Annotated in this window: 18 protein-coding genes and 2 pseudogenes; 1 reads left to right on the top strand and 19 read right to left on the bottom strand. The window is 46.0% G+C overall.

All coding sequences use genetic code 11. The features are described from left to right. Nucleotide 1: 1 nt before the first annotated feature. Complete coding sequence (locus AB5Z05_RS04025; RefSeq protein ID WP_368150159.1) at nt 2-1366, top strand: efflux transporter outer membrane subunit; 1365 nt, start codon at nt 2-4, stop codon at nt 1364-1366. Nucleotides 1367-1902: 536 nt separating this feature from the next. Here the strand turns inward: AB5Z05_RS04025 and AB5Z05_RS04020 are convergent. The 19 genes and pseudogenes from AB5Z05_RS04020 to AB5Z05_RS03930 all read right to left on the bottom strand — a co-directional run. Beyond that, nucleotides 1903-2313: an H-NS family nucleoid-associated regulatory protein gene (locus tag AB5Z05_RS04020; RefSeq protein ID WP_005344269.1), complete on the bottom strand. Its 411-nt coding sequence runs from the start codon at nt 2311-2313 to the stop codon at nt 1903-1905. Between the two features lie 608 nt (nt 2314-2921). After that, nucleotides 2922-4661: a Wzy polymerase domain-containing protein gene (locus AB5Z05_RS04015; RefSeq protein ID WP_368150192.1), complete on the bottom strand. Its 1740-nt coding sequence runs from the start codon at nt 4659-4661 to the stop codon at nt 2922-2924. 124 nt (nt 4662-4785) lie between these two features. Continuing rightward, a complete protein-coding gene (locus tag AB5Z05_RS04010; protein ID WP_368150157.1) occupies nt 4786-6858 on the bottom strand; it encodes a YjbH domain-containing protein in 2073 nt (690 codons plus the stop codon). Beyond that, a complete protein-coding gene (locus tag AB5Z05_RS04005) occupies nt 6858-7604 on the bottom strand; it encodes a capsule biosynthesis GfcC family protein (RefSeq protein ID WP_042657814.1) in 747 nt (248 codons plus the stop codon). Before AB5Z05_RS04005 ends, AB5Z05_RS04010 begins: the two co-directional genes overlap by 1 nt. Then, nucleotides 7601-8272, bottom strand: a complete 672-nt coding sequence (locus AB5Z05_RS04000) for a YjbF family lipoprotein (protein WP_108613094.1) — start codon at nt 8270-8272, stop codon at nt 7601-7603. The genes AB5Z05_RS04005 and AB5Z05_RS04000 overlap by 4 nt, the downstream gene beginning before the upstream one ends. A 90-nt stretch (nt 8273-8362) precedes the next feature. Beyond that, on the bottom strand, nt 8363-8602 hold the full coding sequence (locus AB5Z05_RS03995) for a hypothetical protein (RefSeq protein ID WP_108613095.1): 240 nt from the start codon (nt 8600-8602) through the stop codon (nt 8363-8365). 96 nt (nt 8603-8698) lie between these two features. Further along, on the bottom strand, nt 8699-9664 hold the full coding sequence (locus tag AB5Z05_RS03990; protein WP_368150154.1) for a Wzz/FepE/Etk N-terminal domain-containing protein: 966 nt from the start codon (nt 9662-9664) through the stop codon (nt 8699-8701). A gap of 73 nt (nt 9665-9737) precedes the next feature. Next, on the bottom strand, nt 9738-12362 hold the full coding sequence (locus AB5Z05_RS03985) for an SLBB domain-containing protein (protein WP_368150152.1): 2625 nt from the start codon (nt 12360-12362) through the stop codon (nt 9738-9740). 137 nt (nt 12363-12499) lie between these two features. Beyond that, the gene (locus tag AB5Z05_RS03980) at nt 12500-13588 is read right to left on the bottom strand and encodes an LPS O-antigen chain length determinant protein WzzB (protein WP_368150150.1); all 1089 of its coding nucleotides are present in this window, start codon (nt 13586-13588) and stop codon (nt 12500-12502) included. 53 nt (nt 13589-13641) lie between these two features. Beyond that, nucleotides 13642-13752, bottom strand: coding sequence for a hypothetical protein (locus AB5Z05_RS03975; RefSeq protein ID WP_368150148.1), 111 nt, complete (start codon nt 13750-13752; stop codon nt 13642-13644). A gap of 97 nt (nt 13753-13849) precedes the next feature. Next, a pseudogene (locus tag AB5Z05_RS03970) lies at nt 13850-13981 on the bottom strand (IS5/IS1182 family transposase); the annotation flags it as partial. 7 nt (nt 13982-13988) lie between these two features. After that, nucleotides 13989-14403 (bottom strand): annotated as a pseudogene (locus AB5Z05_RS03965) (sugar phosphate nucleotidyltransferase); the annotation flags it as partial. Between the two features lie 79 nt (nt 14404-14482). Further along, a complete protein-coding gene (gene rfbD, locus AB5Z05_RS03960) occupies nt 14483-15367 on the bottom strand; it encodes a dTDP-4-dehydrorhamnose reductase (RefSeq protein WP_368150147.1) in 885 nt (294 codons plus the stop codon). Then, a complete protein-coding gene (locus tag AB5Z05_RS03955; RefSeq protein ID WP_368150145.1) occupies nt 15368-16600 on the bottom strand; it encodes a sugar transferase in 1233 nt (410 codons plus the stop codon). Nucleotides 16601-16744: 144 nt separating this feature from the next. Next, nucleotides 16745-17746, bottom strand: a complete 1002-nt coding sequence (locus tag AB5Z05_RS03950; protein ID WP_368150143.1) for a hypothetical protein — start codon at nt 17744-17746, stop codon at nt 16745-16747. Beyond that, nucleotides 17736-18350, bottom strand: a complete 615-nt coding sequence (locus AB5Z05_RS03945) for a DapH/DapD/GlmU-related protein (protein ID WP_368150141.1) — start codon at nt 18348-18350, stop codon at nt 17736-17738. Before AB5Z05_RS03945 ends, AB5Z05_RS03950 begins: the two co-directional genes overlap by 11 nt. After that, nucleotides 18347-19162, bottom strand: a complete 816-nt coding sequence (locus AB5Z05_RS03940; protein WP_368150139.1) for a glycosyltransferase family 2 protein — start codon at nt 19160-19162, stop codon at nt 18347-18349. Before AB5Z05_RS03940 ends, AB5Z05_RS03945 begins: the two co-directional genes overlap by 4 nt. Nucleotides 19163-19180: 18 nt before the next feature. Further along, complete coding sequence (locus AB5Z05_RS03935) at nt 19181-20272, bottom strand: glycosyltransferase (protein WP_368150137.1); 1092 nt, start codon at nt 20270-20272, stop codon at nt 19181-19183. Further along, nucleotides 20269-21216, bottom strand: a 948-nt coding sequence (locus tag AB5Z05_RS03930; RefSeq protein ID WP_368150136.1) for a hypothetical protein, incomplete at its 5' end; no start/stop codon positions are given. The genes AB5Z05_RS03930 and AB5Z05_RS03935, both read right to left, overlap by 4 nt.

The following is a 21216-nucleotide window of genomic DNA, read 5'->3' as shown; positions in this document are numbered from 1 at the left end:
AATGCACAAACTCTCCTGGCTGGCTCTCTGCATGGCCCTCAGCGGCTGCAGTCAGCACAGCACCTATCAAAGGCCCGAGCTGGCGATCGCCCCCACATGGCAACAGGCAGAGGGCGCCCAACTGGCTGCGCAGGCAGGCCCCTGGTGGCGGGAATTTCATGATCCCCAGCTCGACAAACTGGTCGAGGCGGTACTGGCCGCCAACCCGGACATGCATGTGGCGGCCCTCAAGCTCAAAAACGCCAGACTGGGCGCCGAGCAGGCCGATACCAACCTCACGCCTTCGGTCAATGGCACTATCGCCGCCAGCGGCAACAAGGATCTGAAAACCGGCAAAGGCACCAACAGTCTGGGTCCCTCGCTGAGCCTCAGTTACGAAGTAGATTTGTGGGGCAAGCTCGCCTCGGTGCGAGATCAGGCAAGCTGGGAAGCAGCGGCAAGCGAGCAGGATCTCGCCAGCACCCGACTGCTGCTGATCGGCAATACCCTGGAGCAGTATTGGCAGCTCGGCTATCTCGGCTCTGCCATCACCCTTGGGGAACAGCAGCTGGCCAACCTGACCCGTACCGAGCAGCTGACCCAGACCAAATACCAGGCAGGCGCCATTACCCGACTCGATCTGGCGCAGGCACGCCAACAGTTGGCCGGAAAACAGGCTGAGCTGGCCTCCCTCAAGGCGCAGCAGGAGCAAGCTCGCAATGCCCTGCGTCTGTTGCTGGGCCGCAGCAGCGGGTCGCTGGAGTATGCACCCGCTTCCCTTGCAAAGCAGACCATTCCTGAACTTGCGGTGGGTATTCCGGCCGATGTGCTGGCACGCCGCCCCGACGTCAAAGCGGCCGAATTGCGGCTGCGCAAGACGCTGGCAAAAGGGGACGAGATCCGCACCAGCTTCTACCCCAGCCTGACCCTGACCGGCAGCGCCAGCACCGCATCTGATAGATTGGCGCAGGTGCTGCAAAATCCGGTTGGTACGCTGGGAGCCAGCCTCGCCCTCCCCTTCCTTGAATACAACCGCACCCAGCTCGCCATCGAAAGCTCAGAGCTGGATTACCAAATCGCTGAAACCGAGTTTCGCAAACAGCTCTACACCGCACTGGTGGAGGTAGAAGACAATCTGGCCGCCCGCCGCTATGGCCAGCAGCGACTCGATTATCTGCAGGAGCAGCTGAGTTATGCCCGGGAGGCCGAACGGCTGGCCAAAGCTCGCTTCCAGGCGGGTGCGAGCGGTGTGCAAGCCTGGCTTGATGAGCAGAACCGGCTGTGGGATGCCCAGCAGAGCCTGCTGGCCCAGCAAAAAGAGCAGCTCACCACCACCGCCAAAATCTATCGCGCCCTGGGTGGCAGCGATAGCGTGACGCCCCGATAGCGCTTCACCTGGCTATTCCCCACTCAGCCTACAGAGTGGGGAATACCATCGCCATAGACCGCACAGAATTCCCTCGCCCACACGGCAACCGAACTCCATTGCCCATTATCAGAGGCAGTCATGGCAGCGCAGCCAATTACATGCATCGGCGACCCAGAATATCCCGGCCATACTTTGCGACTCTCTCTATCCCTCACGCTCCCTGAACGGAGATAACGATTACCGGATATTCCATCAGCAGAGAGCTCGACTCTCGCCGAGCGGCGCCCCGTGAATCGTGACAGACATATCCGAAGCGCATATCTGCACGACGCATACAAAAAGCGATATCACGCAGTTAATTCTGCACGACAAAATTAATCGCAAACAACGAGTGATATTGAGCAAAGTAACAGTGAAGTGAAACGACGGTAAAAAGGATACAAGCGAGGATGTAGATAACAATGGGGCGAAGGGGCAGATTGGATAACCACGAGTAAAACGGCAAAAATAATGCCGCTCAAAGGCGGCATTATTCAATCTCTGAACCTGACGAATTAGATCAGGAAATCGTTCAGGTCTTTACCCAGTGCTACTTGAGCAGCAATGGCTTTCGGCATACGGCCTTGACCGGTCCAGGTTTTTTCCTGGCCATCTTCTTCGTACTTGTATTTAGCCGGACGCGGAGCACGCTTGCTCTTGGCAGCGCCAGTCGCAGCAGCCGGAGCTGCGGCAGTCGCCAACAGCTCGCGAGGGTCAATACCAGCCTGCTGCAGCATTTCGGTGAATTCATTAAGCTTGCGCTGACGCTCTTCCTGTTCAGCACGCTCCTGTTCAACAGAATCGGCGCGCTCTTGGTAAACCAGGTCAAACTTCTCTTTAGCTTCCAGCAGTTGCTCAAACGGCAGCTCACGAATAGCCGCACGCAGACTGCGAATGTTCAGCAGAACTTTCAGAAACTCGTTCATTATTTCCTCACAAAAAAGTCGGTTACAGGTATACCGTTTCAGAATAGCATGGACAATTCGCGAGAACATACAGTTTTTCTATATTAACGTTCTTTTTTTCTTAAATTTCACCATCAAGATCGAATGCTTGCCACTATCAATAACAAACTGGCTGGAATGCAGATCTTCTGGGTAGAGAGGTGATTACCATCTTGTGTTCAAGAAACATCGGTATTTCAAGACTCATTAATTTCCAGTTCAGCATCCAACAAAACTAACTCGGTAACCTGCTTTATAAGCCTGAGCGAACATTTCTACCATACGTTCAACATCACGTGACAAGACTATGCCTATCTGTTTAGCAATGAACACGTCTAGAACCTGTCCCTTCACCCGATGATGAAGGGAATACTCCCAATTGACTATCAACCCCTTCAACGCCATCGACAAAATTACATATTAATCAATTGGTTGGAATCGCCACATGACATTTCAAATATGCCTTTCATAGCCCGTTTGACAGACGCATGCGTCCGAAAACAGACTGTTCAGATACTGGTTGTCCAGAAGGGAAAAAATAAAAAAGCCAGCCGTTTTTAAGGGCTGGCTTTCTATGTATCCAAATAGCACTATTTATTTTTGGTTATATTTTTGCCTGATTGGTCAACACCGGTAATCACTGCCTGTGAAGCAGACCCAGTTAAAAGGGGCTCGGTTGGATAGAGCTTAAGTGCTTCAGCTCGCATCGCATTGGCTTCCTCTGTACGACCCAATGCATTAAGCGCGATCACCATATTGGCGTATATGTTGGCACGCGGTGTATGGCGTATGAATGCCTGCCCCCACTCCAGATAAGCTTCCAGTTCGGTCTTGTTATTTGTCTGCAAGCCCACCATCAGACGAACTGAGTTCACATCAAACTCGACTCGGGTCAACCAAGCCATGGGATTGACGATATCAAGTAGCAAGGTCGGCTCTTTATACCCACCCCGTTCATATTTGGTGACTACCCATGCGGTGTGAATTGCTGCGAGCATAAAGGGAACGACCAGCAGCGGGATAGCGATCGCCATAAATCGCAGTAACAGCCATAGGCGGCACTCCATATCCCACCATGATGAGAAACCCTGACTCGCCAGGTTGGTCTCCTCAATTTCGGTATCGATGATATAAATCAGCGTCAGCAACAGCCACCATAACACGATCGCATGGTAGAGAGGGTATTCCGTCTGGGTATGAAGCAATATTGGGGTAACCAAGGCAAGCAGCCCCATGGCATGCACCCAGCGCACACTCGCCAGACGCCATAATAATGCACCTCCCATGATCACCATGCCGACCATGGGTGCAATACCGCCCTCAACAGCCCAATAGAGAAACTCGTTGTGGGGGTGGTCAAGATTGTACTCAATCTGCACCATGGACGGATTCAGTGCTTTATCAGCCATGTAGTGATGGAGAAAAACAGATTCAAAACTGCCGTATCCCCATCCACTCCAAGGAGCCTGTGCAATCAGTTTTACCGCATAAGGCCAGTAAATAGAGCGCATACCACCGGACTGATAGATCTCTAATCCTCGTTTTGCTCCAGCCAGCCAATATTGTGATAACAGGCCAATCGCTACAGCCAAAATAACCAGACCCAATATCCGCCATAGCAGCCGCTGTCGATAAAGCTGAGGCATCAGTAAGAACAGGGCTAGCAGGCCGCCTAACTGCCCCACTCGGGATTGCAAAACAACGAGCAGAAGTGCCGCAGATAGAATGACGCCATAGCGCAACGCCATCAGCAATCGACCACCCTCTCGGCGTAATTCCAGCCAGATAGCAAGGGCAAGGCCAGTTGCCATAAACGTCGCCATCACGTTTGGCTGTTGAAAGATCCCGTAAGGGCGATTGGCCTTGGTGTCATAGCCAATCCAGTTACCTGGCGTTAACAGGTAGAACTGCACCAGCCCCAGCACTGCCTCCATCGCGATCGCAATCAGGATGAGATAGAGCAAGCGATCACGCTGCGCCTTATCAAAACGCCATTGATAGAGTCCAAACAAAAACAGTAGGCCAGCAAAAAGTCCCAGCAATCGGGGAATAGCATAATCCTTGAATGCAAAACCAGGATAGAGCATCGGGAGCAACAGCAAGAGTGACCCTATCCATAAACCCGCTTGTAATGGAGAGAAGAGCAGGCGCTGACGTAACGTCACCTGCCACAATCCCAATCCAATAGCCAACGAGGCAAACACCCATCCCCATGCGTTAAAGGGCAGATACAGCCCTGCACCTCCAGGGTTATGCATAAAAAAATGCATGCCCAACAACCAATAAGCGATACAAAGTACGCCAAACAAAACACGTAAGTATTTAATCATCATGCATTCCTAGCATAATTCTGCAGATTGCCATATCTCTTGGGTAGGTAATAAAAGGGCGAGCAGTTTACAACTGCTCGCCCTGTTTGATGAAAAAAGATAGGCTCTATGCAACTTTTGATTACTATAGCTCTGTCAAGCCGTAAAGACCATTCTTGCGGCTCAACATCTGGCCTCCATCCCGTGTCAAAGGAACCCATCCAATGCTTCCTTTCGCGGTTGTTGGCTTGAGCAGCATCAAATCAAACGGTATCGTGACATAAATGCCTTTGGTAAAGCTACCTTCACCATACTCGTCTGCAGAAACATTGGTAAATGTTGCATACCCCCCCAAGACAACACCCGAATCAAACCGTTTGGAGAAGTCGAAGGTAGCGCCTTTGTCACCAGCCAAATACTGACCTACGGAGACTTTAGCGGTGACATTACTCATGAATGGTAACTGCCAATACGCAGTAACATGTCCTGTCATTACATCGTAATCAGCCATTTTCAGGGTGTTGTGCCAGTCTCGTTGTTTTACCCAGTTGGCATCAACGCCAATGGCCCAAGTTTTGCCATATGGACGATAGAGTACCTCACTGCCAACACCGGCATACATCATCTCCAGATATCCCCCATAAGCTTGCCCGTACCAATCTTGAGCAAGTGGTTGCATATGGGTTAACTGCAAGTTGTTGAGTAATACATTAGAAGAATCGACATACTCACGAATCCACGTCCGAACCCGTGGTAAGGCAGCGCCATCTGGAGGAGGAGCTTTATAATTGAACTCATCGTAGTTATTAACCAGATTAACAAACAGCGTACTTTGCAAACTGTTGTTTTCATTTATATGCCAATCAGCATTTGCATTAATGCCTAACTGATACATATAGAAAGACTCAGCACCACCAAATGATTGCGTTAGGTCTGGATCAAAAGAGTATGAAAATGACTTGCGCTCAGATGAGTAGATAGATTCTCCCTGAATTTTTCCTGCAGCCTGAACCATCGATTTTTCATGTTGTTCTTCTCCCAACACCTGTACCACATTGGCATGACGAACAGATGGGAGATCGATGCGGGTTTCTTGCAACTGGAAATTCGCCTTACGCTCAACAACATTCAGCTTATCGACCGTACCCGGCAAATAATTTGCGGCTAACAAAGAGGTTCTCTTCATCGCTTCATTCTGATCGCGATACTTGCTCTGCGTGCCGATGACAGTCACAGAATTGGTGGTTGTGTAAAATTCTGTATCCTGCCAACCAGCATTCTCTTTCAAATCGTCAGTTAGCGCCTTCCACTTCACATCAGTCATAGTGGCTGGAACTTGGTCAGGCTGATAAATGGGTCTCGGCTGATCAATATGAGCGGGTTTCATATCATTAAAGTTAGTCCGAAAAGTCACCCCCCACATCAAGGTGTTTCCTCTCTGCCAGCTTAGATGGCTATCCATATTCTCGAAAACTCGGTACACAGCCCCGACATTCCAAGGTGAATCTTGATAAATATGGCCAGCGAACTCCTTGCTATAATCATTGCCATCATATTCCAGCTTCAACCTGAGTGGCTGCCATGGTGTTTGATACTCAACACCGCCAAAGAGTGCTGCTGGCCCATGAAACAGGCTATCAAACTCAAACTTACCACCATTACCAGAGAAGCTATTATTTCTTTGACACCAGCTATCTTTATACTCACAAAATGGGTTTTTAACATTACCACTTTCGGCCATATTTCCCCAGCCGATACCGATAGTAAAATCAAATGGTCCATACCGCTTGCTGGCCGTCACAAATTCACTATCAAAGAGACCGGTCCCCATTAGATCTCTAAAGCCAACTGAAACCTGTGGCAGATAGTTAGATTCTTGCCAAAGACGAAACTTGAAATCCATCCCTTTGTCTTTGTAGGTTTGATCACCACTAAAATCTTCGTAGGGACTGTACTTTTTTGTTCTTACATCAGTATATCTCAGTGTTGCTTCAAACCAGTCGAATGGCTGCGCAGAGATAGACCATCGACGATATTGGTCATTATCAACATAGTTGGCACTGAACTCACCTGTTTTAGCCATTCGTGCGGTAGGCATTTGAAGCAGACCCACACCACCGAAATCACCTTGTGAAGGACCATAAGGATCAATAACAGACTCTGCAGCACAAACAGCTCCTGAAACAAAGATCGCAATATATTTCAATTTAGGCAGCATTATTCTGGTACTCGATTAGCAAGCAGACTGGCAATACGAATATTGATATCTTTATATTGCTCTGGAAGGATTTGGGGATCAAAACCGACAAAGAGCGTAGCACCCGCCATAGGTTCACGATGCAGTTTGTTCCAATTCGCAACAGGAACCTGGCTGATAGAACCGTCAGGCTGGATCAGAAATGCTTCATACTGCGCAGCGCCAGCCAACAAGCGGTAATCCTGCCAATAGCTTGCCAAACTGGCACCAGGCTGAAGTGGCTGTTTACTGCGACCGTTAATCAGTCCCACGAAGTAGATAAAATCGGGCCTTGAAGCAAGGAAAAGGGTGTACTGCCCTTTTAATAGTGGATTACCATGCGGGTCAATTCTGGACTTGGCAGGATCTAATGCGATTGACAAACGGCCACTGACAGGAACTTTGTCCAGCTCTTGTAGTAACTGTTGCGTTGACTGGATCAATGAACCTTTGTCACCTGCTCGCATCCAAAGTACTTGAAGTGCTTTAATATCCTTGAGCAATTGCTCTTTAGTCATCTGAAATTCCGCTATGGTCTTTTCATTCGCAATTTGTGCAGTACGCCAATAGATATCATCTGGTAATTGAACATTAAATAACAGGTCTGCAAGTCTGGCACCATCATGCAACTCAATCTTCGCTGTAGCATGACGCTCAAAAATCACGTTTACATCAGCTTGAGCCAAAGCAAAAAATGGTATGAGACCGATCGTCAGGTATCTTTTCATAATGCGTACGGCTTTAATATTGTCATTTCAATCACCGGTAATTCCGGCCCCAATTGCTGCTGGCTTTTTAATACTCTGCTCGTACTAGGCTCAAACCAATAGTAGTTATGCCAAGAGTTCTGGTCATGTCCGACACTGACCAACTCATCAATCAACATAACATCATGTGTTTTATCAAGGATTAACAACTTTTCTGGAACAGCAGATATAAACTTAGCCCGCATGTCATATCCACTCAGATAATCCTTTTCCCATTCGGCAGTATACTGCCAAGACATAGCATCCAGGTTCAAAGATATATCGGGTACATTTACCATTTTTTTCAATGGATCAGGCCAGGATGATGCCACTAAATAGAGATCATTTTCCAAACCCACCGTCTTGTGTAGCCGACCTGATTTGGTAACAAAAAGCTTATTATCAGAGCTCACCCAGCTCAATGAACCATCAGGATCTGCAAACGCAAGCACAACCAATGCCTGTGGATTATCACCTACTCGCAGATAGGCGCTCGCATAAGGTAATTCACGTATTTTTTCAGACGTAACCTCCACATCATCCATTCCCAAAAGGGCATAGCGGAGAGTTGCATAGGTATCTGAACTGGTGGCGGAACAGCCACTCAAGAGTAATAACCCCAAAGACATAAACAAACGAAGAGAAAACATAGATGGGTTACTCAGTGGAATGGGAAAATAATTGCAAAGCGACAAAAATAAGGCTGCCAATGTGGCAGCCTTATTACAATATCAAACAACTTATTTAGTAGCAGTTGTTGTGTTAGTGCTGGTACTGGTGGAGTCGTCATTGGCATTAGCAACAACAACAGCAGCCAGAGCCGCTGCACCAACGCCCACAGCAACCAGAGTGGTAGTACCTACAGCGGCAGTACCTGCTACGCCAGTGGAACCAGCCGCAGTACCTGCAACTTCTTCAGCTGCAAATGCATTTGAAGAGAGAACCAACATAGCAGCCAGAGTCAACGCTGATTTTTTCATTACAAATTTCCTTATTTAAACATGACTTAAAGTACTAACAGGATATCTTGAAACAGAGCAATTAGCCAGTGTGAGTCGCTCAGATGAGCCCTCTCATCAATGATGAGGTGAACGACCGATTCCATGGCGAACCAGTACAATCATAACGCCTAGCATTCCGCCAAGCAGCGTCCCCAATACTGCAATCAACGCACGTTTGGGTTTTGCCTTTTCCTCGGCAACCACGGCAGGATCAAGGGTTTTAAACACGTACTCTTGATTCACTTCAGTCAACATCAAGGTTTTGGTCTGATCCTCTATCAGTTGATAAAACACCTTCTGCATATCTGCGACCGGGGTTTTCTCAAGCTGTGCTTTGAGATAAGCAATGTTACGCGTCGCATCAACTTGCTCACGCAGCTTCATGGCCTCATTGAGGTCGGCCACCAACCAGTCAACCCATTGCTTCGCAGACTCGGGGGAGTAGTACTCCACCGCCACCGTCACCAACCCTGATTTGGCATCCTTATTAATACTGGCAAGTTCACGAAATGCCTTAACTAGCTCCCAATCTGTTGGTTCCACGGACTTGCCAAGAGGCATTTCACGCACCCACTTTTTGCCGGCGACATCGTAGACATCTTCATCAATCACCAATTCACCGGTCGCCTTGTCTGTTTTGGTAACAGCCATCAACGGCACTTCCAACTGATGTTGGCGGATAAAGTGACTTAAGAATTGACGGGATTTCCCAATTTCGACCGCAATAGCCGTCTTGTCCTGACCACCGCCACCACTGAGATTGACACCAGCCAAGCTAGCAAGACCGCCAAATTGAGCAGCCATAGCAGCAAGTCCACCTCCTTGCTGCTCCGTAGATGGGGCAAGCAAAGCCTCTGAACGATAAATATTTGGCAGTGAGAGTGCAAAAATGACAGCAATAACCGCACCAACCAAGGTACTGGCGACTACCCACCACTTACCACGCCAAAGCGCCGCGAATAATTCACGCAAATCGATTTCATCTTCCTTCCCTCCGTTCATTGCCAAGGTTAAAGGAGAATATTCTTTTACTTGTGCCATAACAAACCAGATCTCAGAAGAGTCAGGTGACCTTCACCACCTGACTGAATGGGTGACCAAATAAACGATGCAATTACTTGATTGCACTCCACGCGACACCCAGTTGATAGAGGACCTGTGTTGCAGAGGTCATGATACTCAGGTTATCCAGATAATCAGAATCAACTGGTACTACGATGGTATCCCCTGGCTCCAGGCCTTTGCGACTACCAAACCAGCTATCACCAGGCAGCATTACACTACCATTTGCTTTGATCACGTAGATACGGTCGGTATCAGCCTGTTTCTTGGTTCCCCCGGCACGGCTCAAGTAATCATTAACACTCAGGTTACCGTCGTAAACGTGCGAGGAGGGGAATTGCACCATCCCCTGAATAGAGACCACATTTTGTAACGCAGGCACATACAGCTTGTCGCCATCTTGCAGCATCACGTCAGCCTGCTTGTCTCCAGACAAAATCGCCGGCATATCGATGGTCATGCGACCGACAGCCTTGCTGTTTTCCAGTTGATTAACCACCGTCATCGCCTCTGCAGGCGAGCTGTTGTAGTTAGCGATACTGGATTGACGACGCAGTGTCATCGTCGCGATCTCTTGCTTTAGCTCATCACGCAGCAACGCGATTCGTTCTGCTTCCTGTTTACGCAGCGCTTCACGGGCAAAGACAGAACCATTCGGATTGGCATAGGGGGTAATACCACCAACACGCTGGATCAGATCATGCAAACTTTCTCCACGACGAACCGTATAAGTTCCCGGATACTTCACCTCGCCAAACACCTGTACAGTTGCTTCTTCACGCCACTGAGGATGAGGCAATACGTTCAAACTGTCTTTTGATTGCACCAATGGCGAACCGGTTACCCGATTTGCAGTTGCCAAATCCAGACGTTGATTTTCAATTGCAATATCATTCCCTCGCTCACTCACGCGAGATAACTCAATCACATTTGCCTGTTCGTTAAACCCGCCAGCAGCCATGATCAAATCATGGGTTCGACTATAAGGCGTTAAGGGATAAACCCCCGGATATTTAACCTCACCACGCACTTCAGCAATCTGTACCGGTTTACCTTGTGCTGCTTGAGCTTTCAAACGTTCAATAACCGGAGCGAGCAAAGCTTGACGAGAGGCACCAACTAACGCCCCAGTCTTGGTCGTATTAGACACACTAGCCAAAGTCATTTTATCTTCTTTAGCCAGCTGAGCACGACTAACATCGGCACCTGTACTGTCGTCTACAGCGTTGACTTGTTGCTCCATGCGTTGGTTAGCCTGATTGTCAATACTTGTCGACGAGCTCTGAGTGCTCGCCAGCTGCTTCAGTCGATCGGTTGCATGATTGCTGAAAATAAGCACCTGATCCCTCGGCTGCAAACGAATGTCGTCTTCCCCACCCGGCATTTGCAACACTCGGCCCAGATTGAATTGCAACACCTTGATATTACGTTGCGCATCCACCTCACGAACAACCAAGGCATAATTCAAGTCAGTGACCGATGTCAGATCGCGGTCGGCACTTTGCAACACACGACTGATCCGCATTCCCGGCTGAAAGCTGAAGACACCTTCACGAACTACGGCACCTTTTACCACAATCGCCTGGCTATATTCGGTGCTGCTCGGCTTGACCGTGACCTTGTCACCATCACGCACGACAAACTGACGATCATGCTGATTTGACAAGTTCAGGTTAAATACCCGCATCCCGGTTTCACCATAACGGGTCACCGCAACCTCTTTGAGTGCAGCGGCCTTCATGCCGCCCGCCAACCCAAGCACATTAACCAGGGCTGCAGGTCCACTCAATTCATAAATAGCGGGACGTTTAACCAAACCATCGATACTCACTTCGCTGCCTTTAGCAGGGATAAATACCGTATCACCGGAGCGCAGACGGATATCCTGGCTGGTATCGCCCCATACCAACATTTTGTAGAGGTCGACATCGATCACTTTCTGCCCTGCACGCTTGACCTGGATCTTGCGCAGCGACCCCACAGTATCGATACCGCCAGCGGCTTGCAAAGCCTGGGTCACAGTAGCCATACCATTGACGTTGTAAGCACCGGGGCGATAGGCATCACCCATCACAAAAACCTGCATAGTGCGCAGAGCGCCAAAACTGATAAACGCCTCTACACCAATTTTTTGCTCTTTGATCCGGTTTTCCAGTTCACTGCGCAGTTGCTGAAAAGTCTGACCACTGGCAGCAATAGGGCCAAGGGAAGGAAAATCGATAAATCCCTCACGGCCAATCGCCAGGGTATAACTCGCATTCTCCTTGCCATAGAGTTGAACCCGGATTTCGTCACCCGGCCCCATCACATAATCGTCTGCAACCGGCATATCCACCACGGGCGCATCTGTCAAAGGTTCCCCGGCAAAAACGCTATAACCAAAAGGCTGTAATACCCCCTCTTGCGCTACACCAGCGACCAAAGGCCGCTGAGACTCTTGGCTGTAATCCACTTCACGTGGAGCAGCCACAGGCGCAGTATGGACCGGAGTAACACTGCTTTGCTTGTTACTCCCTCCCAATTGGGATGGGTCGATACCATACTGAGCAGCCAGTGCCTGCTGCTGGGCAGGAGATAATTGTTTAAATTTTGCCATCATCTCAGGCGTGATTTGTGGTGCAGCCATAACTGGCAAGCCCATCAAAGCCAGTGAGAGAAGCAATCCCTTTTGTTTCATTTTAGTTATTCCACCCAATACTCATAAAAATAAACACCATGATAACCATGAGCAAAAACGGCTGCATGGTAGCATTAAGCTCTAACGAAGTCATATCCAAGTGAATAGCATTCAAACTCTATACTCAAACAAAAACATCACGCCCCTTCTGATCGATGAAAGGCATGCCGTACCAGCACAATCGCAACACCCAACATGCCCCCCAGCAGGGTAGCCAGTACAACAATTAGTGGGCGTTTGGGCTTATCACGGGTAAACGGTTCCTCCGGTGAATCGATCATATTAAATGACTGAAAATCAGCATTTTTAAGTTTCAATGCTTTTAAACTACTTAATTGCAAACGAATCTTTCCTAATTCAGGATTAAGAAGTTCAGGATCTTTAATTTCATTCAATATTTTCAATTTTTCCGCAAGGCCTTTCGTCCCTAACTGAATATTGAAAACCTCTTGGCTATCAATCCGTTCAAGAGGAGCATCAACTCCAGCCGCCTTACTGATACGCAAACTGTATCCAACCCGCTGAAGCTCTTCCTGCCTTTTTAGCAATGTATCAGCTTTGGCACTGTAATATTGTGCAGTCAGCGCTTTTATTCTATTTTGCCATATAGATTGTAACTCTGCATTTTTGCTTTTTAGTTGCTGCTGCTGGACAAAGTCTATATATTTTCCCAGTCGCTGCAGAGCAAGTTCAGGCGTTTCAGCAGAAAAACTTAACGTCATCTCTTGACTGGTTTTATCCTGAATCTTGGCTGATACTGACTCAGCTAACTTGCTCATTAGCGCACGGCCATCGCGCTTATCAGAGATCTCAAATTTTTCCATTTCTGCGGCATAGATACCTTCTCGAACCAAAAAATCCCGCTTATTATTCATACTGTTAAAGGCTGAGATAAAGCTCTGGAAAATAGCAGGTTGCTCAAGCGAGGAAAATTCAGCTGTCGTCAGAGGAGAGCTATTGCTGGACATGATTGCTTGTAATTTATCTACAGCTAGCTGTAAGGCCTCAACCTGGGACACTGATGGTTCAGAAATCACCGCCTGACTGGTCCACACCTGGCGCGCAGTCATGGCGTAAACAATACCCGCAACAGCAAACGCACCGGTTACCAACAATATCAATACTTTTTGACACCACAGCACCAGCAGCAGCTCTCGCAGATCTATCTCATCTGATGTAGGTGTTTGTACCAATTGATTAGGAGTGATTGGCGTTTTCTTGCTCATTTTTTCTCTCTCTCGAATATCCATATTAAAATGGCTGACAACAGTAGATAGTACTAAAGCATATCGATGAAATCGGGAGCCTGACGATCTTTATCAGATAGCAGCAAGGGGAATTGCTCAGATAACGGCCATGTTATCGTCAGATGCGCATTATCCCATGGCATGGCCGCTTCATCACCCGGCAGATAATAATCGGTACATTTATAAAAAAATCTGCGCTGATGCTGAGCACGGCATTGTTGCCCAAATCAGCCAACAAGTCATGACTTCTCCCACCTGGCCATTGTAGTTACGCAGGCTGATTTTCCCCGCCAATAACTGCTTGAACCGATACATCGCCGTCTCTGCCAGTGAGCAACGGTGAAACCCCGATATCTTCTTCCAGTGCGCCAGCCAAGGAATAGAGGCCGGTCACCGCATAATGACTGGCAGGATTGACCGGCTTCTCGGTGATCGCCAAGGCCTTGCCCTGCTCATTGAGCGTTAATACACCATAGCGGGCCGAATCATCGACCCGATAGGCAAGCACTCTGGCCCCTGATCATCTGTCATCGCCGGACGTAACTGCGTAGGCAATTCGGCGCCATAAAACAGATTGTCACCCAGGTTCAAACAGACCGGCCTCCCCCGTTAAGAAGGGCTAGGCATAATAGAACATTAACCCCCATTGACTGTCATCCGCAAACAACTGGTGAAAGCGGGGGCGTACTGATGATCAGGATCTCGCGGATCTCTGCCGACATCAGCACTGACAAGGGGTAATAGATCATCGGCTTGTCATAGACAGGCAACAACTGTTTGCTCACGGCCAGCATGGCGGGATAAAGACGTGTCGCCGTTCCTCCTGCCAAAATAACCCCTTTTTGCGAGAGGTTCTGTTACACAAAAAAGGCGTCATCGCAGCTCCTCACATAATGCCTGCAACGTTGCGCTAACCCCCACTCGCCAATTTGGCAAGTGCACGCTAAAACGCTGCGAAAACAGCTGCGTATCGAGCCGGGAATTAAGGGGGCGGTTGACCACACCACCATAATCCACACTGGTGATGGGCTTGATTCGCGGTACCTTCTCTATCAGACCCAACTCATGCGCCTTGCTGAAAATGAAGCGGGCATAATCGAACCAACTGACGGCCCCGGAAGCCGCCACATGATAGAGGCCCATCAGTTCCGACTTGGCCAAGACCCTGTCGATGGCCATCAGCGTAACCTCTGCCAACATCATCGCCGAGGTGGGGGCTCCAACTTGATCGCTCACCACCTGCAGCTCATCGCGATCGCGCGCGAGCTGCAGCATGGTCTTGAGGAAATTAGTGCGCCATGGGCTATGTAACCAGCTGGTACGGATGATCAGATAGCGACAACCACTGGCGATGATCGCTTGCTCCCCCGCCCATTTACTCTGACCATAGGCATTTAAAGGGGCCGGGGTATCGGCTTCCCGCCAGGGGCAATGACCGGAGCCATCGAAGACATAGTCCGTCGAGAAATGCACCAGCAAGGCATCATGCTGCCTCGCCAATGCGGCCAGTCGTGCGACCCCCTCCCCATTGACTCGCATCGCCTGCGCAGGGGAAAACTCGGCCCCTGCCACATCCGTGTATGCGGCAGCGTTAAGAATGACTGCTGGGCGATAACGCAGCGTTGATGCATGCATCAACGTGTCATTGTCCACTGGGTAGCACTCTCTTGGCAGAGAAATAGCGGGTTGCGCGGCTAGGTGAGTGGCAGAAAGCAAAGCGCGGGCCAACTGGCCCGCACCTAGCAAGAGTTGACTCATTTAACGAGCACCAAACCCGGTCAAAATGGTCTTAATCGTTTTAAAGACGATGAGCACATCCAGCCAGAGGGAGAAATGCTTGATGTAGTAGAAATCGTGTTCGATCTTGATGCGCGTATCATCAGCATCGGCAGCATAACCATGAACAACCTGTGCCCAACCACTGATACCGGGGCGCACGATATGGCGATACATGTAGAAGGGGATCTCCCGCTCGAACTGATCGACGAAGGTGCGTTGTTCTGGCCTCGGCCCTATCAGACTCATATCTCCTTTGAGGACGTTGAAGAACTGTGGTAGCTCATCAATGCGCAGCTTGCGGATCACTTTTCCCACCCGAGTTACGCGCATGTCACCATCTTGGGCGAACTGAGCACCAGCCTTCTCCGAATCCTTGCACATGCTGCGGAACTTGTAGATACGAAAATCCTTGTTGCCCTTCCCCACCCGGTTTTGCAGGAACATCACGGGGCCCGGGCTCTCCAGCCTAATAAGGATGGCCGTCACCAGCATCAATGGCGAGAAGAGCGGAATCGCGATCAACGCAGCGAGGATGTCCATCCCCCGTTTGATGAAGGCATAGACGGACGAAGGCAAAAGGGAGCCAAGTTGGTTCTCGTGGAGATGATCGATCTTCACGCGTCCGGTCAGGCTCTCGCTGACCTGCTTGATGTGATAGACGGGAATGTGGGCCAAGGCGCACCGAGCCAAGAAACGCTCCCACTCACCCGCCAACTTTTCATCCCGTAGATCTGCCACCACGGCGTCATAGCGAATGGATCCCAAATCCGGCTCATCCAGCAGGCGCCACTCTACGCAAGAGTGCCGAGTTAAGGCCTGGTAGTCACCAAAGGGCAATAAGGCATACTTAGGAGTCCGGTAGCGACGCCCGATGAAGTAAGCCAGCCAGCAGCAGATCAGTGCCACCACATACGACTCGAACAGTACCTGCCGACTGTAAGGTAAGCGTAAAAAGAAGAGGAGTCCGACCAGCGCACCGTAGAGGGTAGTCACTGTGGGGAGCATATAGGCAACCGGACTGGCACCTGGATAACGTAGAACGCGATGAAGAACAATCCCCGTCAGCAAGAATGCAAGAAAGGCCCCGCACAAAGTATTAACTCTAACCGCATCAAGATGACGCCAAAATTCCCAGCCCCAGCGCTCGATTGCAGGTAAACAAACAGAAAGCCCCCCCCCAATGAAAAAAAGAGAAGTGGCGCTAAACAACATGCGCTCATACCAGCGTGAATGACGTCTGAGATAGCTCAATTATAACCTCACAATCCATTATCATAACCATATTTCGCACTAGCAATTAAGTTTAATTATGTTCATTGCTGGACATTTAAAACCGTAGCGAATACTTTACAGAATTTATATCTGACGAACATTGTCTAACAAATGATCAATCCATGTTTCGATATCAAATGAAGATGTAGCATCCCCCAATAAACATTGATACTTTCCCACCCTATCTAAAACAATATTTCGGTTTAATTCTAAGCCACTACAACGCTCAATAAACCTAACATTTCCTGACATGTCATGTAATAAAGTAAATATGTTGGTAGTGTAAAGTGCTGTTGTTAATGATAGTGCTTCCCACGTACGCATCGTCAATCCCGACTGTGATGGATGGTGTATGTCTATAACGTATGTAGATTCTCTATAAATATCTTCTATATCTGCATTGGATAGTATATTAAAAGTCAACCAAGATGCTGGCATGCATCTTAACTCTCTATCATACAAAAAATAAAATAAATACTGCAATCTACTTTGGAAGAATATTTTTATGAAAGAATTAGCATTAGGGTGATTTAATAAGAAACGATTTAATACAGCAACTCGATCGCTATGATAACTACCAACAAAAGAAAAATCATATTTTTTGACATTTATATGTCTTTTTTTCTCCATATCATTATAGAAAAATAATGGCGTGTAAGAAAACTCATATTTAAGGCAGTCTTCAGGGTCGAAGCTAAAAACTGAGTCTGCAAACTTTGATAATTCTAAAAAATTTGGTGCATTTTTTACGGAGTCCCATGAATAAATAACAATATTTATTTTTGGGTTGACGATTTTAAGATGAGAAAGAAAATTTCTATCTATACAGGTTCCTTTTACAATTAAAACTGTAGATATATCATTTATCCCATTAGATATATAATCAAGAATATGCTTTGAATGCTTTCTTGCATACACTTTTTGAAAATTAAGGATATTATATTTTATAAGTGCCTTATGTAATGAGCTACACTCTGGCCTGTCAGAAAAAGAGTATACTTTGTCATACCTAAAAGATAGCTCTTTCTCAATTATCTCCTTGTAATTAAAAAAGTCTGGGCAGATAAAAATACAATTATTTGCCATTAAAAACCACCTCCCATTTCAAGGAGGAGAAATTATATTTTTTTATAATTTTTGCAGGGTTACCAACAGCAATAGAGTAATCAGGAATATCTTTTGTCACAACGGAATTCGCACCAATGATTGATGACTGGCCAATTTTAACCCCGGGTAGAATTACCACTCCTTCCCCAATCCAAACATTATCATTAATAATAACAGGAGATGTACTCAGAGGTCGCTGAGCAGCACAAGAATCAGGGTGTGAATGTAAATCACCTGAATAAGAACCATGATTAAGGTCAGAAATAAAAACCCGGCTTGCGATCAAAACATTATTACCAATCTCGACTCTATCTGCAGCGACAATATGCACTGAGTCATTAATCTGACAGTCACTGCCGAAAGATAACTTGGTACGTTTATTGTGATTTTCTGAACTATCATAAGCCTCTATTCTGCAGTATCGCCCCGTACTCAAACCAACGCCGAAATCTATCCGCTTCCCCCCCCGACACTCAAATGGTAATCTTATTATTTTGGACCGACTAAAAAATACCATTGTGTATAACTTACATATAAATAAGTTAACAACCCCCCAAAAACCATAATGGTTATAATAGTTCATTTTTGTTTTCTCAGCTTTATAAGACTAGATATGATGAGCCTTCTTATAAATTTTAACAGTGAGAACGTGACCAAGAAGATGTATTTAATAAATGATATTTTACCATCTCGATAGATCGATAAGTAGTTATGAAGCTCTCCTCTTTCCATTGAGAGCAAATTTCCACTTAGGCCACTTTCTCCAAACATACACTTCCCACCACCAAAGTTTATTTGGAGTTTATCAATGAAAACACATCGGTAAGAGTATGCTATATTATAAAAAAACAATCCCTCCTCCGCATGTCTCATCCCCTCTTTAAAGAGTCCAACACTAGGTAATATACTACTTCTAAACATAACTGTTGATGGCTGAAAATAGTTCCGAATAATTAGGCTTTTAAAGTCTATCACATATACATCATCTACTACCTTGGAGAACTTTGAAACATCTAACCCTGTAGAGTTAAACCTTCCACCACAAAGAAAAATTGAACCATCAGAATCCATCAAATCCATCTGATATCTTATCTTACCAGGCAACCAAACATCATCTGAATCTAGAAAAGCAATATATTGTCCAGTTGATATACGAATACCAGCATTTCTAGCAGACGCAACACCACCATTTTCTTGAGTAATAACCTTTATATTTTTGATGGTTCTAATGTTGATAAATGATTCTATAACTTCAAGCGAGTTATCTGTAGACCCATCATTAATGATTATAACCTCGAAGTCATCATTATTGACATCTTGTAGATAAACTGAATCGAGCGCAGATAAAATTGTGCGTTCGGAATTATATAACGGTATTATTATGCTCAACTTCACGCTGAAACCACCTATATTTTAAATGGATATTAACTCATACCACTTTGAAACTATTGAACTAACCTCATATTTTTTGGCTGACGCAAAAGCCTCTTTCTGCAGGCCATTATAAATAAGTTCATCTTCTTTTATTGACTGTAGGCATGAGTAAAAGTCACTATATGTAGTGTCGGAATCAAGTAAATAACCATTAAAGCCATCGTTTATTATTTCTCTTGGCCCAAATGGACAGTTCACTGAGATAATTGGAATGCCAAGTGATAAGGCCTCTAAAAATGCCATTGGGAATGCTTCAGTTTTTGAAGAACATAAATAGAATGAAGAGCCGGCTATGCATTCATTCACGTTTTCAACAAAACCGTTAAATTTAACATTCTGAGAAATACCTAATACATTGGCATACGCTGATAGAACAGACTTTAATTCTCCATCCCCATAAATCTCCAAACACCAGTCAGTATTCTTCAATAAAAAAGGGGCTATCTGTTGCAGCATAAAAGAATAATTTTTTACATCGACCAACCGGCCAATTGAAACGAGACGTTTTGAAGCGAGTGAGCTTGATATCGATATTGCTTTAAATGAAGATGGATTGTGAATTAGTTTTATTTTATCAAAACTAATAAACTTAGAGAAAATATCAACATCATGTTCTGTAAGCGATACTATATATTTTGATTTTTTGTATGCAAGTAATCTTAACAGCCTTACTAAAAATGAATGTGCATTGTATTGCGAGTGTTCAGCAGCAATAAACTCAGCATACTTAAAATAATTAAGAACACCATAAATACAGCTTATATTTGTCAGTGTACTGATAACACAATGTCCCTCAACTAACTGTCTGATTTTTATTACCGAGCGAACGATATTGTAGTATAATTCTAGCTTACCTAAATATCGTCTCTGGTTAAGATACGTTATGTTTACATTTTGGGGGAATTTATATGATGGCTTATCCCCAACTTTGAAAATAGAATAGATGTCTACATCATAACCATCTTGAACAAATTGCTCAGTCAAAACAGAAATAACTCTCTCAATACCACCTAGTAAGGTTATATCAAGAGTGATAAATATTATCTTCCCTTTTGGCTCTTTGCTGTTCACCCCCCCATCCCTCCTCTTTGTGATCTGAAAATAAATGCTATAAAGACTAATGTCATCCCAAAAATCCCACCACCCAGAGTCATAATATAGATAAGGAAAGACAAGTAGAATGGCAGTATTTCACTATTGTTCACAAGAACTCTTCTGCAACATGATAAAAAAATGCATATATAAGGAATAGAAAAAAACCATCCATAGTTTAATACCATCTGAAACACTGAGTGATGAGGTGAATTTTTAAAAATATTATCCAAATACCAATCAATATCAATGCCGAATATGTAGTCCATTGGCTTTGTAATTAACTGTTCAATAAAAAGAACCGAAGCTAGAGATCGATCAAGATTAGACCGGTCAATCAAACTTCCAGAAAATTTATCATCGACTGTAGTAACATGCGCAGCCTCTGGAGGTACATACAAAACAAAGAAAAAATTAATAGCTAATGGTAGAAATAGAATGATGATGAACGAAACCCAAGTGCGGCTCAAAAATAACATTATTTTTTTAAAAAAACTATATTTTATAAGAGCATTGAGTATGAAAAAACATAAACAAACTAATACATATGCCCGACTTAGTGTAACAACACCAAGAATAAATGGAGCTATAGAATATTTTCGCCCAATGTTGTAATAAACATACACAGAGAACAAAAAAATCATCATCGATGAATAGTTAGAGTCAAGATAGCTGAGAACGGGACGCCCATCTAGATCAAACATTAGTAACTGAAGGCACACTGATATTATGCCGACACCGACAAAAGTCAACTTCAGTTTATACGAGATAGAATAATATCGCTCTGATAATATAATATAAAATATAGACAAGTATACCCAATGTATAACTAAATACCCTCTATATATGAAGGCTAACACTACACTAATGAGCATTAATAAGAATAGAAAAAAATCAACAATTCTTACTTTAGATAAGAAATT

It is taken from the genome of Aeromonas sp. R2-4, from assembly GCF_040908365.1.
In the GTDB taxonomy this organism is placed as follows: Bacteria; Pseudomonadota; Gammaproteobacteria; order Enterobacterales; family Aeromonadaceae; genus Aeromonas; species Aeromonas veronii.
This window is presented reverse-complemented; position numbering and strand designations above follow the sequence as displayed.

What these genes read in the sequence shown, in the direction of transcription:
- AB5Z05_RS04025 (WP_368150159.1), top strand. Translation starts at nt 2, where the DNA reads ATGCACAAACTCTCCTGGCTGGCTCTCTGCATGGCCCTCAGCGGCTGC.
- AB5Z05_RS04020 (WP_005344269.1), bottom strand. Translation starts at nt 2,313, where the DNA reads ATGAACGAGTTTCTGAAAGTTCTGCTGAACATTCGCAGTCTGCGTGCG.
- AB5Z05_RS04015 (WP_368150192.1), bottom strand. Translation starts at nt 4,661, where the DNA reads ATGATTAAATACTTACGTGTTTTGTTTGGCGTACTTTGTATCGCTTAT.
- AB5Z05_RS04010 (WP_368150157.1), bottom strand. Translation starts at nt 6,858, where the DNA reads ATGCTGCCTAAATTGAAATATATTGCGATCTTTGTTTCAGGAGCTGTT.
- AB5Z05_RS04005 (WP_042657814.1), bottom strand. Translation starts at nt 7,604, where the DNA reads ATGAAAAGATACCTGACGATCGGTCTCATACCATTTTTTGCTTTGGCT.
- AB5Z05_RS04000 (WP_108613094.1), bottom strand. Translation starts at nt 8,272, where the DNA reads ATGTTTTCTCTTCGTTTGTTTATGTCTTTGGGGTTATTACTCTTGAGT.
- AB5Z05_RS03995 (WP_108613095.1), bottom strand. Translation starts at nt 8,602, where the DNA reads ATGAAAAAATCAGCGTTGACTCTGGCTGCTATGTTGGTTCTCTCTTCA.
- AB5Z05_RS03990 (WP_368150154.1), bottom strand. Translation starts at nt 9,664, where the DNA reads ATGGCACAAGTAAAAGAATATTCTCCTTTAACCTTGGCAATGAACGGA.
- AB5Z05_RS03985 (WP_368150152.1), bottom strand. Translation starts at nt 12,362, where the DNA reads ATGAAACAAAAGGGATTGCTTCTCTCACTGGCTTTGATGGGCTTGCCA.
- AB5Z05_RS03980 (WP_368150150.1), bottom strand. Translation starts at nt 13,588, where the DNA reads ATGAGCAAGAAAACGCCAATCACTCCTAATCAATTGGTACAAACACCT.
- AB5Z05_RS03975 (WP_368150148.1), bottom strand. Translation starts at nt 13,752, where the DNA reads ATGCCATGGGATAATGCGCATCTGACGATAACATGGCCGTTATCTGAG.
- rfbD (WP_368150147.1), bottom strand. Translation starts at nt 15,367, where the DNA reads ATGAGTCAACTCTTGCTAGGTGCGGGCCAGTTGGCCCGCGCTTTGCTT.
- AB5Z05_RS03955 (WP_368150145.1), bottom strand. Translation starts at nt 16,600, where the DNA reads ATGTTGTTTAGCGCCACTTCTCTTTTTTTCATTGGGGGGGGGCTTTCT.
- AB5Z05_RS03950 (WP_368150143.1), bottom strand. Translation starts at nt 17,746, where the DNA reads ATGGCAAATAATTGTATTTTTATCTGCCCAGACTTTTTTAATTACAAG.
- AB5Z05_RS03945 (WP_368150141.1), bottom strand. Translation starts at nt 18,350, where the DNA reads ATGAACTATTATAACCATTATGGTTTTTGGGGGGTTGTTAACTTATTT.